The sequence below is a fragment of the Klebsiella sp. F11 genome, from assembly GCF_056712265.1.
Map to the genome: position 1 here is coordinate 3,017,968 of NZ_CM160060.1, position 13,046 is coordinate 3,031,013.

Below are 13,046 nucleotides of genomic sequence, written 5' to 3' on the forward strand. Positions count from 1 at the left end.
TGGCAAAAAATGGCAGTTTATAAAAACTGTTATGCCTAAAGGCGCCGGCAGGTCTTTAACCCGCTTCCGTCCCGCGGCGGCGAAAAATCCATAACAGTCCCGCGACTGTTATAGGAAAAAAGAGTCTTTCTGCTTCTGCAACCGACGGCCAGCGGCATCTAAAATTATGCTGAATCAATTTTGTTGCGGAGCACTGCATGTTCGGTCTTGATGCATTCCACCTGGCGCGGATTCAATTCGCCTGTACCGTCTCGTTTCATATCATCTTTCCCGCCATCACCATTGGGCTTGCCAGCTATCTGGCGGTGCTGGAAGGGCTGTGGTTAAAAAGCAAAAATCCCGTCTGGCGCTCGCTGTACCACTTCTGGTCGAAAATTTTCGCCGTTAACTTCGGCATGGGCGTGGTCTCCGGGCTGGTAATGGCCTATCAGTTCGGCACCAACTGGAGCGGGTTTTCTCAATTCGCCGGCAGCATTACCGGACCGCTGCTGACCTATGAGGTGCTGACGGCCTTCTTCCTTGAAGCCGGCTTCCTCGGCGTAATGCTGTTTGGCTGGAACCGAGTCAGCCCCGGCATGCACTTCTTCGCCACCTGCATGGTGGCAACCGGGACCATTATTTCAACCTTCTGGATCCTCGCCTCCAACAGCTGGATGCAGACGCCGCAGGGGTTTGAGGTGGTTAACGGCCAGGTGGTGCCCGTCGACTGGTTTGCGGTGATCTTCAACCCGTCATTCCCCTACCGGCTGCTGCATATGTCGGTGGCGGCCTTTCTTAGCAGCGCGCTGTTCGTCGGCGCCTCGGCGGCATGGCACCTGCTGCGCGGTAATCAAACCCCGGCCATTCGCGCCATGTTTTCGATGGCCTTGTGGATGACGCTGATCGTCGCCCCTATTCAGGCGATGATTGGCGATATGCACGGCCTGAATACCCTCGAGCATCAGCCGGCAAAAATTGCCGCCATCGAGGGCCACTGGGAAAACCTGCCGGGAGAGCCGACGCCGCTGCTGCTGTTCGGCTGGCCGGATATGCAGCAGGAGCGCACCCGCTACGGCCTCGAAATTCCGGCGCTCGGTAGCCTGATCCTCACCCATAGCCTGAATAAACAGGTTCCGGCGCTGAAGGAGTTTGCGCCAGAGGATCGCCCCAATTCGACCATCGTATTCTGGTCATTTCGCCTGATGGCCGGCCTCGGCATGCTGATGATCCTGCTCGGGGTGCTGGCGCTGTGGCTGCGCTACCGCCGGCGCCTGTACCACTCGAAGCCGTTCCTGCGCTTCGCGCTCTTGATGGGGCCATCGGGGCTGATCGCCATCCTCGCCGGCTGGGTGACCACCGAGGTGGGCCGCCAGCCGTGGGTCGTCTATGGCGTACAGCGTACCGCCGACGCCGTTTCCGCTCACGGCGACCTGCATATGACCCTCAGCCTGCTGACGTTTTTCGTGGTCTACAGCTCGGTCTTTGGCGTGGGCTACAGCTACATGCTGCGCCTGATCCGCAAAGGCCCACAGGAGGTCAATCCACCGGTCACCGGCACCCCGGCGCGCCCGCTTTCCGCCGCCACCGGGAATTTTGAGCATAAGGAGTCCCACTAATGGCTATCGACCTGTCGGTAATCTGGTTTGCCATCATCGTTTTCGCCACCCTGATGTATATCGTTATGGATGGCTTTGATTTAGGCATTGGCATTTTATTCTGCACCATTCGCGACGCCGAGGATCGCAACGTGATGGTGAACAGCGTCGCTCCGGTGTGGGACGGAAATGAGACCTGGCTGGTGCTCGGCGGCGCGGCGCTGTTCGGCGCCTTCCCGCTGGCCTACGCGGTAATTATCGACGCCCTGGCGATCCCGCTGACGCTGATGCTGGTGGGCCTGATTTTTCGCGGTGTGGCTTTCGAATTTCGCTTTCAGGCCACGCCGTCGCACCGCCCTTTCTGGGACGTCGCCTTTCTCGGCGGCTCCCTGCTGGCGACCTTCGCCCAGGGCGTGGTGGTTGGCGCGGTCATTAACGGCTTCCCGGTCAGCGGCCGGACCTTTAGCGGCGGTATGCTCGACTGGCTGACGCCGTTCACCCTGTTTTGCGGCCTCGGGCTGACCATCGCCTACGCTCTGCTGGGCGCCAGCTGGCTGGTGATGAAAAGCGAGGAGCCGCTGCAGGAAAAAATGCGCGCCGCGTCGCGGACCCTGCTGCTGGCGCTGCTGGCGGTGATTGCCGCGATCAGCCTGTGGACCCCGCTGGCGCAGCCCGCCATTGCCGCCCGGTGGTTCAGCTTCCCGAACATCTTTTTCCTGCTGCCGGTGCCGCTGCTGGTGCTGGCTCTCAGCCTCTGGCTGTGGCGGGCCTTAGGCAGCCGCGCTCATCACGCGCGCCCTTTCCTGCTGACGCTTGGGCTGGTGTTCCTCGGCTTTAGCGGGATGGGGATCAGCATCTGGCCGCATATTATTCCACCGGCTATCACCCTGTGGCAGGCCGCCGCGCCGGCGCAGAGCCAGGGGTTTATGCTGGTGGGCGCGGTGCTGATTATTCCGGTGATCCTCGGCTATACCTTCTGGAGCTACTACGTATTCCGCGGCAAAGTTCAACACGGTGAGGGGTATCATTGATGAATCGATTATGGTTTAAGCAGATAGTCTGGATGGTGGCGCTGTGGGGCGGCAGCGTGCTGGCGCTGGCGGCGGTGAGCATGGGCTTTCGCCTGCTAATGACCGCCGCCGGGCTAAAAGCCTAAGGTGTTATCGTTATCTTAACCGCCCACTAACCGGCTGATGGGCTGCCGGTTAGTGGGCGCTCCCGCCCGCCGCCGCTCAGGCGCCTTTGTGTTTGGGTAAGGTTTTCAGCAGCTCGTCCGGGCTGACGGAGGCCACGATGCTCCCCGGAAGCGGCATTTTCAGAATATGGTTCTTCATTTTGCCCACCACGTGCATTTCGCACGGCCGGCAGTCAAACTTCAGCGTCAGCACCTCGTCGCCGTGAATCAGCTGCATCGGCGTGGCTTTCCAGCTCTTGATCGAGCCTTTTGCCTGCTTCGGACACAGATTAAAGGCGAAGCGCAGGCAGTGCTTGGTGATCATCACCGGCACGTCGCCTTTCTCTTCGTGCGCTTCATAGGCGGCATCGATCAGCTTCACGCCGTAGCGCTGATAAAACTCGCGCGCCTTGTGGTTGTAGACGTTAGCCAGAAACGAGAGATGGGTTTCCGGATAGACCGGCGGCGGCACGGACACCGCCTTGCGCCGGCCGCGAGGGGCGGCGTCAATCCGCGCCTGATCCAGCATCGCTACCGTTTCACGACGCAGCTGATTGAGCAGGCCGTTAGGCACGAACAGCGCGCCGGGCAGCGCTATCTCAACGTCGCGGGCGAAGTAGATGGTCTGGCCCAGTTTCGCCACCCCGTCGCGCAGGCTGGCCAGCGCCCTGTCGGCCTGGGTCGCTTCGGCAAACTCGCCGTCTAGGGTGTGGGTCGCGCTGACGCCATCTTCGCAGGTCATCGTCAGCACCAGCTGTTCCTGCCAGCCGCTGAGGGTGATATCCACCGCAATCCGCCGCTCGCTGGAGGTCTTTTGCAGCGCCTGCTGCCAGTTGTGGTCGAGATTGCGGTTCAGCGCCTGGCGCGGGCGCGCTTTATAGAGATCCGCCGGCATTTCGTTGGGCCATACGCGGTAGCGGTTTTCGCCGGTTTTCTCCACCGTATTGGCGCGAAAACCGACAATTTCACGCTTAATCATCACGTTCAGGCCATCGCCGTTGGTCAGCGCTTCGCTCACCTCAACGTCAAGATGGTCTTTACCTACCTTCAGCACTTCGCCCACCGGCAGGCCGATAAACTTCGGCGAATCGAACGCGCCGATATCCCCTTTGCGCGCGTTGACAAAATAGTCGGTGCTGCCGCGGTGGAAGGTTTTATCCGTGGACGGCACGAAGAAGTGCTCGGTACGCCCGGCGGAGGCGCGCGCGAGGTCGCCGCGGTCTGCAATAATCGCGTCCAGCATCTGGCGATAGTGGGCGGTAATGTTCTTCACGTAGCTCATGTCTTTGTAGCGGCCTTCAATCTTGAAGGAGCGCACGCCGGCATCGATCAGCTGGGCCAGGTTGGCGGTCTGATCGTTATCTTTCATCGACAGGAGGTGCTTCTCGTAGGCCACCACCCGGCCCTGGTCATCTTTCAGGGTATACGGCAGGCGGCACGCCTGCGAGCAGTCGCCGCGGTTGGCGCTGCGGCCGGTCTGCGCGTGGGAGATATTGCACTGCCCGGAGTAGGCCACGCACAGGGCGCCGTGAATAAAGAACTCGATCGTCGCGTCGGTGTGCTCATAGATCGCCTTGATCTGCTGCAGATTCAGCTCGCGCGCCAGCACGATCTGGCTGAAGCCGACGTCGGAAAGAAACTTCGCCTTTTCGACGCTGCGGATATCGCACTGGGTGCTGGCATGCAGCTCAATCGGCGGGATATCCAGCTCCATCACCCCCATATCCTGCACGATCAGCGCGTCAACGCCGGTTTCATACAGGTCGGTAATCAGGCGCCGCGCCGGCTCAAGCTCATCATCATGGAGGATGGTATTCAGCGTCACAAAAATCTTCGCCCCGTAGCGGTGGGCAAAAGGCACCAGCCCGGCGATATCGCTGAGGCTGTTGCTGGCGTTGTGGCGAGCGCCAAAGCCCGGTCCGCCGATATAGACCGCGTCCGCGCCGTGTAAAATAGCTTCCCGGGCGATCCCGGCATCGCGGGCGGGGCTAAGAAGTTCAAGATGATGGTTTTGCAGGCGCATACGATCGTTGTTATCCGTTATAGGGGGCGAAATGGCGGCTATTGTAGTCAGAAGTGGGCAGAGACCAAAACACTTTCCGCCGCGGCCGCGGCGTGAATTTTCAAATTCTGGCAAAGCATTGAAGGAAAAGCTATTTCCCGGACAAAACGTCGCAGGGTAAAGTCACTGCGTATTCCGGATTTCCTCGTCACGTTGTGGATTGTTTTATCAGTCATCTTGATTGGCCGTCGGTTAACCCCCGGCGGCTTTTTCTTTTGGGTAGTGGATCAGCGAATGGAAATGGGCCGTCTGCGCGCCGCTGTTGCGGTAGGCGTGCGCCAGGTCGCCGGCAAAGCGTCGCCCTTCCCCCGGCTGGAGAGTCAGCCACTGCCCCTCCAGGCACAGATCCAGCGCGCCGCTTATCACCACCACGTGTTCAACCACCCCTTTTTCGTGCGGCGTTGACTCGCTGAGCGCGCCGGGAGCGAGGGTGATAGAAAAATGGTCAAAACGCAACTGCGGGTCCCACGGAAAAACGGGCGTCACCACCATCGCCTGCTGCTGCGGGTCGAAGGCGGCCGGCGCGGCGGAATCATCGGCAACGATAAACGTCGAGAAGGCCACGTTCAGCCCGGTGGCGATTTTCCACAGCGTCGCCACGGTGGGGCTGGATTCGTTGCGCTCAATCTGCCCGAGCATCGCCTTCGATACGCCGGTCTCCTCCGCCAGACGCGACAGGCTCCAGCCGCGCTGTTGACGCAGCGTTTTCAGGGTCGCTGCAAGATGTTGCGCAATGTTCATAGTATCCCCCTCGGCTTTTTCCTGATATTACCAGTTGTGCGTTATAACGCACAATGCTACATTTTTCGTATCTTTGGCCCCGCATGATAGCGGCCAGTATATTACGCACAAGAGAGATTTATGCGCCCGTTTTCCCTCCCGCTGCCGACGTTGCTCGCCGGCTTTATCGCAGTGCTGGTCGGCTACGCCAGCTCTGCGGCCATTATCTGGCAAGCCGCCGCCGCCGCGGGGGCCGATGCCGGACAAATCGCCGGCTGGATGACGGCGCTGGGGCTCGGTATGGGGGTCAGCACCCTCGCGCTGACGCTGTGGCGTAAGGTGCCGATTCTTACCGCGTGGTCCACGCCCGGCGCGGCGCTGCTGGTCAGCGGGCTGCAGGGCGCCACGCTGGCGCAGGCGGTGGGGGTGTTTGTTTTTGCCAACGCCCTGATCGTGCTCTGCGGCATGACCGGCCTGTTTGCCCGGCTGATGAAAATCGTCCCCCATTCGCTGGCGGCGGCGATGCTGGCGGGGATTTTACTCCGTTTTGGCCTGCAGGCCTTCTCCAGCCTGCAGACCAATCTGCTCCTCTGCGGCGGCATGTTCGGCGCCTGGCTTATCTGCAAGGCCCTGCTCCCGCGCTTTGCGGTGGTCGCGGCGCTGCTGGCGGGAGGCGCTATCGCCTGGGCCAGCGGCGAGGTGGGCACCGAACATCTCAGCCTCTCTTTCGTCGCGCCGGCGTTTATCGCCCCGCAGTTTACCCCCTCTCTGCTGCTCAGCGTCGGGCTGCCGTTTTTCCTCGTCACCATGGCGTCGCAAAACGCCCCTGGCTTCGCCACCCTGCAGGCCTCCGGCTATTCGGTGCCGGCGTCGCCGGTTATCGTGGCGACCGGCGGCCTGGCGCTGCTGCTGTCGCCGTTTGGCGCTTATTCCATCTGCATTGCCGCGATCACCGCCGCGATTTGTCAAAGCCCGGACGCCCATCCCGATCCTCAGCGCCGCTGGCTTGCGGCGGCGGCGGCTGGCGGCTTTTATCTGCTGGCCGGTATTTTTGGCGGTTCGATTACCGCACTGATGTCGGCCCTGCCGGCGGCGTGGATCCAGATGCTTGCCGGCCTGGCGCTGCTGGGAACCCTCGGCGGGAGCCTGTTTCAGGCGCTAAATAATGAGAACGAGCGCGATGCGGCGATGGTGGCCTTTCTGGTCACCGCCAGCGGCATCACGCTGGCGGGAATTGGTTCGGCCTTCTGGGGACTGCTGCTGGGCGGGGCGAGCTACGCTCTGCTGTCAGCCCTGCGCCGCGCGTAGCTGCGACGGCGTCAGGCCGGTGGCGCTTTTCACGCGGTTGCTGAAATGGCTGGCGGAGCTAAAACCGCAGGCCAGCGCAATGTCGGTCAGCGAACGGGCGCTGTGGCAGATGAGCTCCTGCGCGCGGGCCATACGCCGCTGCATCACGTACTGATGCGGCGCCATTTTCATCGACTGGCGGAACATGCGCGCAAAGTGATATTCGCTGAGCGCCGTCTCCTGCGCGAGGTCGGCCAGCGTCAGCGGCTGGTCAAGATGCTCCTCAATCCACGCCAGCAGCGTGCGCAGAACGTGCGGCGCCAGGCCGCCGGTGACCGTCGGCAGACGCCACTGGACGTTTGAATAGTGCTGGATCAGGTGGGTCAGCAGCAGCGTACTGGCGGAGCTTAAGGTCAGCTGGTTTGCCTGCTGCTGCCAGTCGTAGTCGAGGAGAAACTGGCGATAGACCGCGGTGATTTTGTCATCACGGGAGAAGGTTTGCTCCTGCAGGCTAAACGAGGCCGGGCTGCGGTCCCAGATCTGTTCCCCGACGCGTCGCAGATGCGCATCGGTACAGTACAGGTGGACAAACGAGAGGTCGCCGCGGATATCCCAGGTACTTTCCGCGCCCTTTGGCATCAGGCAGAAGCGGTCCGGCCCGCCGCCGTTTTTCCAGCCCTGCGGCGTTTTCTGATAGCTTTCGTAACCGTCGGCAACGTACAGGCTCAGCGTGTGGTGGTCGCTGCGCACCGTCACCGTGTCGAGGTTGTTGTACCACGCCGCCAGCTGAATGCCTGAGTTCAGCTCCACCGTTTCCCGCAGCACGGCGTTTTGTCGACGTAATGTTTCGAAAGTCCCGTAAGCCATAGCCTTCACAAATCAGATTCCGCAAACCCATAGTCTATGAAGAGTCGACGGCGGATACCAGACCTCCCCGCCGGTTAAAACAAAATAAGCGCAAGAATTTGCAAGTCAGTAACAAGATGGTGACAGCGGCGCGGGCGAAAAGCCGCCACACTGCCGGCGAGTGTTCTTACGGGAGAGATATTTTGAACGCATTACTCTATGGGCTGGTCGTCGTTATCTGGGGCACGACGTGGATTGCCATTTTTCTTCAGCAGGGCCCGGTTGCCGCGCCGATATCGATCTTTTGGCGCTTCGCCGTTGCCAGCCTGACTATGCTGGCGATCCTGCTGGTCACCCGCCGCCTGCGCCCGCTGGCGCTGCGCGATCATCTGTTCTGCGTCCTGCAGGGCTGCTGCGTGTTCTGCTTTAACTTCTGGTGCTTTTATACCGCCGCGGCGCATATCAACACCGGGCTGGAATCGGTGATTTTTTCGATGGCGGTGCTGTTTAACGCCGTCAACGGCTTTATTTTCTTCCGCCAGCAGCCGCCGGGTCGCTTCTGGCTCGCCGCCGCGCTGGGCCTGGCCGGGATCGTGACGCTGTTCTGGGACGATCTGACGCGTAACGGCCTGAACGCCTCGCTGCTATGGGGAATTGGCCTCAGCGCGCTGGGAACCTACGGTTTTTCGCTGGGGAATATGCTCAGCATCCGCCACCAGCGCCGGGGTCTGGAAACGCTGACCACCAACAGCTGGGCAATGCTCTACGGAACCCTGGTGATGGGCGCCATCGCCCTGATCCGCGGGGATGATTTCACCCCGCAGTGGACGTTGAGCTATATGAGCGCGCTGCTCTACCTGGCCCTGTTCGGCTCGGTTATCGCCTTCGGCGCCTACTTTACGCTGGTCGGACGAATCGGCGCCGGCAAGGCCGCCTACAGCACCCTGCTGTTCCCGCTGGTGGCGCTGACCATCTCCACCTTCTATGAAGGCTACGTCTGGCACGGCAACGCGGTCATTGGCCTGGCGCTGATTCTGGTGGGTAATCTGGTGATGTTCGCCCGCCCGGAGCAGCTTTTCCTCCGCCGCAGGCTGGCATAGGCGGCTATCCACGCGCCCCGGCAGCGCGATGCCGCCTGGGTGATTATTGCTGCGTCGGGTCGAATTTCACCGCGTCGATGGCCATATCGCCGATAACCTGGTAAGTGTTGTGACAAAAAGGGTGAAATGCCTGGCGTGAAGAAAAATAAATCCGCCACGATGGGCGGATTTATTTCCACTTAAGACAAGCGCTATTCACGACCGCGGCCGCTCATCGACTGACGGATTATTCCAGATTCGCATGGCGGCTAAACATCTGCGCGTCGCTTTGCGCCGTTTTATCTTTGAGGTAAATAATTAAGCTGTCATATATAAGCCAGCTTAATTGTTCAAAAGAAGATCCGCTGGGCTGAATGGTCGCCGCCTTGGTCGATGATTCCGCACTTTTGGCCGTAATGCCGGGAATACGGATCGCCACATCCGCCAGCCGGCCTATCGTGTGGTCCGGATAAATGGTTAGCGTCGCAATCCGCGCCCCCTGCCCGCTGGCTTTTTGCGCCATCGTCACCAGGCTGCCGGTTTCTCCCGACCCCGAACCGATAATCAGTAAATCACCCTGCTGAATCGACGGGGTGGTCGGCTCCCCGACGAACCAGACGCTAAAGCCCAGATGCATTAACCGGTTAAAAAAGGCCCGCGCGGCAAATCCGGAACGCCCGGCGCCGGCGACAAAGATGCGGCCGGCGTTGAGGACCATTTCCCCCAGACGCGTCACCGCATCGCCGTCCACCTGACGGGCGTCGTCGGCCAGTTCTGAGATAATAGCGAGCAGGTTATCGCAGCTTTTCATCGTCATCTCCTTAGGCGTTAACCATCGCAGCTTTGATCAGGCGCGCTTCTTCCAGCGGATCCTCGGCGCGGGTAATGGCCGATCCGACAATCACCACGTCTGGTTTTAGCGCCACATAGTCCGCAATCGTCCGGCTGTTGATGCCGCCGGTAACGAAGATGTGCGAACGCCTCGCGTGCTGTTTGATAACCCGCAGATCCTCAAGCGGCACTCTTCCCGCCGCCTGCTGATCGGCGCCGGTATGCACCGCAAGGTGCCGAACGCCGGCGTCCTCCAGCTCGCGAATGCGCGCTGGCAGATCGTCAACGCAAATCATATCAACAACCACATCGCGGCTGGCCTCTTCCGCCGCCTTCAGGCAGGCCTTCACCGTGAGAATATCGGTGACGCCGAGCGTCGTAACGTAGTTTGCGCCTGCATCAAAAGCCAGCTTACTTTCGAAGTAGCCGCCGTCCATAATTTTCTCGTCAGAGAGCAGCTCCTTCTCGGGAAAGCGTTCGCGAAAGCGCTGAACCGCCGCCATTCCCTCGGCAATGACAAACGGCGTACCGATTTCAATGATATCCACGTGCTCGCGGAGTTTTTCCGCCAGCGCCAGCGCCTCAGCAAGAGGTAGTTCATCCAAAGCTAATTGCAGTTTCATCGTATCGTCCTTTTGATCACAAAGATGCCAGACCCACGGCCGCAGCCGGGGCGTCAAGGTAGGCTTTGAGGGAGTCGTTGAGCAGTAGCAGCGTCAGGCACAGGCCGTTCATTTCAAGCGAGGTGACGTAGTTGCCAACGTAGCTGCGCCACTGGCGGTGGCCGCGCAGGGTCAGGATATTGCCGATGCGGTCGGCCATCAGGTACTGCTCCATTAACGGCGTGGCACCAAGTCCTGACACCATGACCGCGAACTCTCCTTTCTCTTCCGCCAGGGAAAAATCATCCAGCAGCGCCTCCACCATCACCTCGGCGATCGCTTCCGCTTTGGCTAAGGGGGAAACGTGGCGTCCGGCTTCGCCGTGGTGGCCGATGCCAAACTCATAGGTACCATCGGCAATGGCAAAGTTAGGCTTACCCACGGCCGGAATGGCGCATGGCGCCAGCCCGACGCAGACGCTGCGCGTGTTTTGCGCCGCCAGGCTGGCCGCAGCGACGGTCTCTTCCAGCGAGCCGCCCGCCGCGGCAACCGCGCCGGCCGCCTTCCACATAAAGATGCCGCCGGCGATGCCGTGCCGCCGGTCCGCCTGCTCCGGCGGCGCGGAAGCAATATCATCCCGCGCTTTGACGATAGCGACGCTGTGGCCCTGCGCCCTGGCCTGCTTCACCGCCATCTGCACGTTCATCGAGTCGCCGGCATAGTTGCCAAACAGGCAGGCCACGCCCCTGCCGCGATCGGCAATGCGCATCGCATCAAGGAAAGCGTTGGCTACCGGAGATGAGAAGACTTCGCCAACGGCAACGGCATCCAGCATGCCGGCGCCGAGGTAGCCGAGAAACGCCGGTTCATGTCCGCTGCCGCCGCCGCTGACCAGCCCCACGCGAGGCGCCATATCGGCGGAATGGCGACGGTGCACAACCCGATGATTTTCGGCGCTCAACTGCACCTCGCGGCCGTGGGCCAGCAGAAAGCCCGCCAGCATGTCGTCCACGACGTTATCAGGGTCATCTATAAATCGTTGCATCAGCATTCTCCTTGCTTGATTAATAAAATCGCTGCGTCCGCAAACGCCCTCAGCAGCAGCATTGAGGAGCCGGCTCCGGCGTCGGGGCAGCCCCGGCTGCGCTCGCCCAGACGGCTGGCACGGCCGACCCGGGAAACCAGGCCGCTCGTCGCGGCAAAGCTTTCCTCGGCCGTTTGCCGCATGAGCGCCAGGGCGCGCTGCTCGCCTTCGCCGCGATCCAGCGCCGAGCCGAGCGCGTCGGCGGCGGGGATCAGCACGTCGAGCAGCGTTTTATCTCCGGGCCCTGCCGGGGTGAGTTCACGCAGATCGGCCAGCGCGGTAGTGAACATCCGCCTGAGCACGGCGGCGTCAATCACCTCCTCAGCCGCGCCGGCGCGGCTGAGCCCGGCGAACCAGCAGCCATACAGAGGCCCCATTGAGCCGCCAATGTCGTTTAACAGCGTCTCGCCGATAATCTGAAAAGCCCCGGTCATGGTCATTGCCGGCGTTAGCGCCTGTCCGGCAAGGGTGAATCCCTTATTCATATTGATTCCGTGGTCGCCGTCGCCCGCCGCGCCGTCTATTTCGCTCAGCCAGGCTTTATTTTCCTGAATAACGGCAATCATATTTTTGGCAATAGCAAGCCCGTCTTTGTTGGTAAAAGACATAAGCACCTCAAAAATCAGAATATCAATGCGGCATTAGCGCTGCATATTGAAATAAAATGGCATCATGTAGCCGCGTATTTTGTCGAATGCCGGTAAAATGCGTTATTGCCTGGCTTGCATTATGCTCAGCGATATATTTTTGCAGGATAATGCTTTGCTCATCTTCCGGGTCGAAATAGTGCATGGCGGCCGCAACGCCCTTAACTAAATAATCTGCGGGGAGCCCCGCGGCCTCGCACTGTACGCAGGGGGCGGTCAGGCGATCCTCCTGCGACAGCTTGCGTATCGGCGAACGGCATACCCGGCGAACGGTATCCGTGATGCCAGGAGTGCTAAAACGCTTGATAACAAAGCGGATATACTCCTCCAGATCGGCAACAGGAAACGCATACTTCAGGTGCAGCAATCGCGCCGTTTCGCGCATACTCTGCTGTATCTCCTCCCGCAGCCCGTCATTGCTGAAGATTTGCTGCATCGTCTGATAGCCTTTGAGGTGTCCGATATATCCGGCCCACGCGTGCCCGCCGTTAATAATATACAGCTTACGCTCGAGGTATTTACGCAGGTCATGGGTATAGATAGCGTCGTTAATGGGCCGCGAGCCCTCATCGACGAGGCCACTTTTATCAATAACCAGTTCATAATCGACGCCGATATCAACGACGTCGATCCCTTCCCGCCGGGTGGTTAAGACCATGCGGTCTACCGCGGTATTGGGAAATGCGGCCAGCTCATCAATTTCCGCCATCTCGCCAGCGGCGCAGCGCTGAATTTCGCGGCGCAGGATCTCGCCGTTAAGCAGCGCATTCTCGCAGGCCAGCACGTTGACGCGCGGGCGGCCGGCGCGCCCCCGGGCGTTCAGCCCCGCCAAAAGCAGCGGCGCGATTTTCGGCAGGTTATCCGCCCACACCGCGGTAGTAATCAGGTCCGCATCAACAATAGCCTGAATAACGTCCTGGCGCTCGGTCTCCGGAGAGAGCGCGCGCGCCGCCGGGATGAATTTTTTTTGGTACCCTTTCTCGATAATGTACAAACTGTAGCCATGCTGTTCGTTTATTTGCGCGTTAAGCTCGACGTTGCGCTCAACGAACGTAATATCATAGCCAGACTCCGCCAGCAGATCGCCAATAAACCCGCGTCCGATGCTGCCGGCGCCAAAATGTAGGGCTCGCATATTAC

General features: G+C 60.5%; 13 protein-coding genes. 5 read left to right on the forward strand and 8 right to left on the reverse strand.

The window, feature by feature from the left end; translation table 11 throughout:
- Positions 1-197 precede the first annotated feature (197 nt).
- From AC1M2H_RS15010 to AC1M2H_RS15020, 3 genes are read left to right on the forward strand one after another with little or no spacing between them, the layout of a single operon-like run.
- Entirely contained in the window at positions 198-1,595 is a 1,398-nt protein-coding gene (locus AC1M2H_RS15010) for a cytochrome ubiquinol oxidase subunit I (RefSeq protein WP_480147932.1), read from the forward strand.
- Entirely contained in the window at positions 1,595-2,605 is a 1,011-nt protein-coding gene (gene cydB, locus AC1M2H_RS15015; protein WP_480147933.1) for a cytochrome d ubiquinol oxidase subunit II, read from the forward strand. Before AC1M2H_RS15010 ends, cydB begins: the two co-directional genes overlap by 1 nt.
- Entirely contained in the window at positions 2,605-2,730 is a 126-nt protein-coding gene (locus AC1M2H_RS15020) for a DUF2474 domain-containing protein (protein ID WP_426814837.1), read from the forward strand. Before cydB ends, AC1M2H_RS15020 begins: the two co-directional genes overlap by 1 nt.
- Before the next feature lie 76 nt (positions 2,731-2,806).
- Here AC1M2H_RS15020 and AC1M2H_RS15025 read toward each other — a convergent pair whose 3' ends face one another.
- Positions 2,807-4,771, reverse strand: coding sequence for a peptidase U32 family protein (locus AC1M2H_RS15025; protein WP_480147934.1), 1,965 nt, complete (start codon positions 4,769-4,771; stop codon positions 2,807-2,809).
- A gap of 231 nt (positions 4,772-5,002) precedes the next feature.
- Complete coding sequence (locus AC1M2H_RS15030; RefSeq protein ID WP_480147935.1) at positions 5,003-5,551, reverse strand: helix-turn-helix domain-containing protein; 549 nt, start codon at positions 5,549-5,551, stop codon at positions 5,003-5,005.
- A gap of 120 nt (positions 5,552-5,671) precedes the next feature.
- Here AC1M2H_RS15030 and AC1M2H_RS15035 point away from each other — a divergent pair, with 120 nt between their 5' ends.
- A complete protein-coding gene (locus AC1M2H_RS15035) occupies positions 5,672-6,838 on the forward strand; it encodes a benzoate/H(+) symporter BenE family transporter (protein WP_480147936.1) in 1,167 nt (388 codons plus the stop codon).
- Here AC1M2H_RS15035 and AC1M2H_RS15040 read toward each other — a convergent pair.
- Entirely contained in the window at positions 6,818-7,684 is an 867-nt protein-coding gene (locus AC1M2H_RS15040) for a helix-turn-helix domain-containing protein (protein ID WP_480151948.1), read from the reverse strand. The genes AC1M2H_RS15035 and AC1M2H_RS15040 overlap by 21 nt on opposite strands.
- Positions 7,685-7,866: 182 nt before the next feature.
- On the opposite strand from AC1M2H_RS15040, the gene AC1M2H_RS15045 reads away from it, so the two are divergent.
- On the forward strand, positions 7,867-8,763 hold the full coding sequence (locus AC1M2H_RS15045; protein ID WP_480147937.1) for a DMT family transporter: 897 nt from the start codon (positions 7,867-7,869) through the stop codon (positions 8,761-8,763).
- 226 nt (positions 8,764-8,989) lie between these two features.
- Here AC1M2H_RS15045 and hxlB read toward each other — a convergent pair whose 3' ends face one another.
- The 5 genes from hxlB to AC1M2H_RS15070 are packed head-to-tail and all read right to left on the reverse strand — an operon-like array spanning position 8,990 to position 13,041.
- Positions 8,990-9,553 (reverse strand): 6-phospho-3-hexuloisomerase, encoded by a 564-nt coding sequence (gene hxlB, locus AC1M2H_RS15050; protein ID WP_480147938.1) that lies wholly within the window; start codon positions 9,551-9,553, stop codon positions 8,990-8,992.
- 10 nt (positions 9,554-9,563) lie between these two features.
- Complete coding sequence (hxlA, locus tag AC1M2H_RS15055) at positions 9,564-10,196, reverse strand: 3-hexulose-6-phosphate synthase (RefSeq protein ID WP_480147939.1); 633 nt, start codon at positions 10,194-10,196, stop codon at positions 9,564-9,566.
- Positions 10,197-10,212: 16 nt separating this feature from the next.
- The gene (locus AC1M2H_RS15060) at positions 10,213-11,220 is read right to left on the reverse strand and encodes a dihydroxyacetone kinase subunit DhaK (protein WP_480147940.1); all 1,008 of its coding nucleotides are present in this window, start codon (positions 11,218-11,220) and stop codon (positions 10,213-10,215) included.
- Positions 11,220-11,867, reverse strand: a complete 648-nt coding sequence (dhaL, locus tag AC1M2H_RS15065; protein WP_480147941.1) for a dihydroxyacetone kinase subunit DhaL — start codon at positions 11,865-11,867, stop codon at positions 11,220-11,222. The genes AC1M2H_RS15060 and dhaL overlap by 1 nt, the downstream gene beginning before the upstream one ends.
- Positions 11,868-11,889: 22 nt before the next feature.
- Positions 11,890-13,041, reverse strand: a complete 1,152-nt coding sequence (locus AC1M2H_RS15070) for a mannitol dehydrogenase family protein (protein WP_480147942.1) — start codon at positions 13,039-13,041, stop codon at positions 11,890-11,892.
- Positions 13,042-13,046: the final 5 nt, after the last annotated feature.

Excerpts from the sequence above, each read along its gene's own strand:
- AC1M2H_RS15040 (WP_480151948.1), bottom strand. The coding sequence starts at position 7,684 with ATGGCTTACGGGACTTTCGAAACATTACGTCGACAAAACGCCGTGCTG.
- AC1M2H_RS15020 (WP_426814837.1), top strand. The coding sequence starts at position 2,605 with ATGAATCGATTATGGTTTAAGCAGATAGTCTGGATGGTGGCGCTGTGG.
- AC1M2H_RS15070 (WP_480147942.1), bottom strand. The coding sequence starts at position 13,041 with ATGCGAGCCCTACATTTTGGCGCCGGCAGCATCGGACGCGGGTTTATT.
- AC1M2H_RS15025 (WP_480147934.1), bottom strand. The coding sequence starts at position 4,771 with ATGCGCCTGCAAAACCATCATCTTGAACTTCTTAGCCCCGCCCGCGAT.
- dhaL (WP_480147941.1), bottom strand. The coding sequence starts at position 11,867 with ATGTCTTTTACCAACAAAGACGGGCTTGCTATTGCCAAAAATATGATT.
- AC1M2H_RS15035 (WP_480147936.1), top strand. The coding sequence starts at position 5,672 with ATGCGCCCGTTTTCCCTCCCGCTGCCGACGTTGCTCGCCGGCTTTATC.
- hxlA (WP_480147939.1), bottom strand. The coding sequence starts at position 10,196 with ATGAAACTGCAATTAGCTTTGGATGAACTACCTCTTGCTGAGGCGCTG.
- AC1M2H_RS15010 (WP_480147932.1), top strand. The coding sequence starts at position 198 with ATGTTCGGTCTTGATGCATTCCACCTGGCGCGGATTCAATTCGCCTGT.
- AC1M2H_RS15060 (WP_480147940.1), bottom strand. The coding sequence starts at position 11,220 with ATGCAACGATTTATAGATGACCCTGATAACGTCGTGGACGACATGCTG.
- hxlB (WP_480147938.1), bottom strand. The coding sequence starts at position 9,553 with ATGAAAAGCTGCGATAACCTGCTCGCTATTATCTCAGAACTGGCCGAC.
- AC1M2H_RS15030 (WP_480147935.1), bottom strand. The coding sequence starts at position 5,551 with ATGAACATTGCGCAACATCTTGCAGCGACCCTGAAAACGCTGCGTCAA.
- cydB (WP_480147933.1), top strand. The coding sequence starts at position 1,595 with ATGGCTATCGACCTGTCGGTAATCTGGTTTGCCATCATCGTTTTCGCC.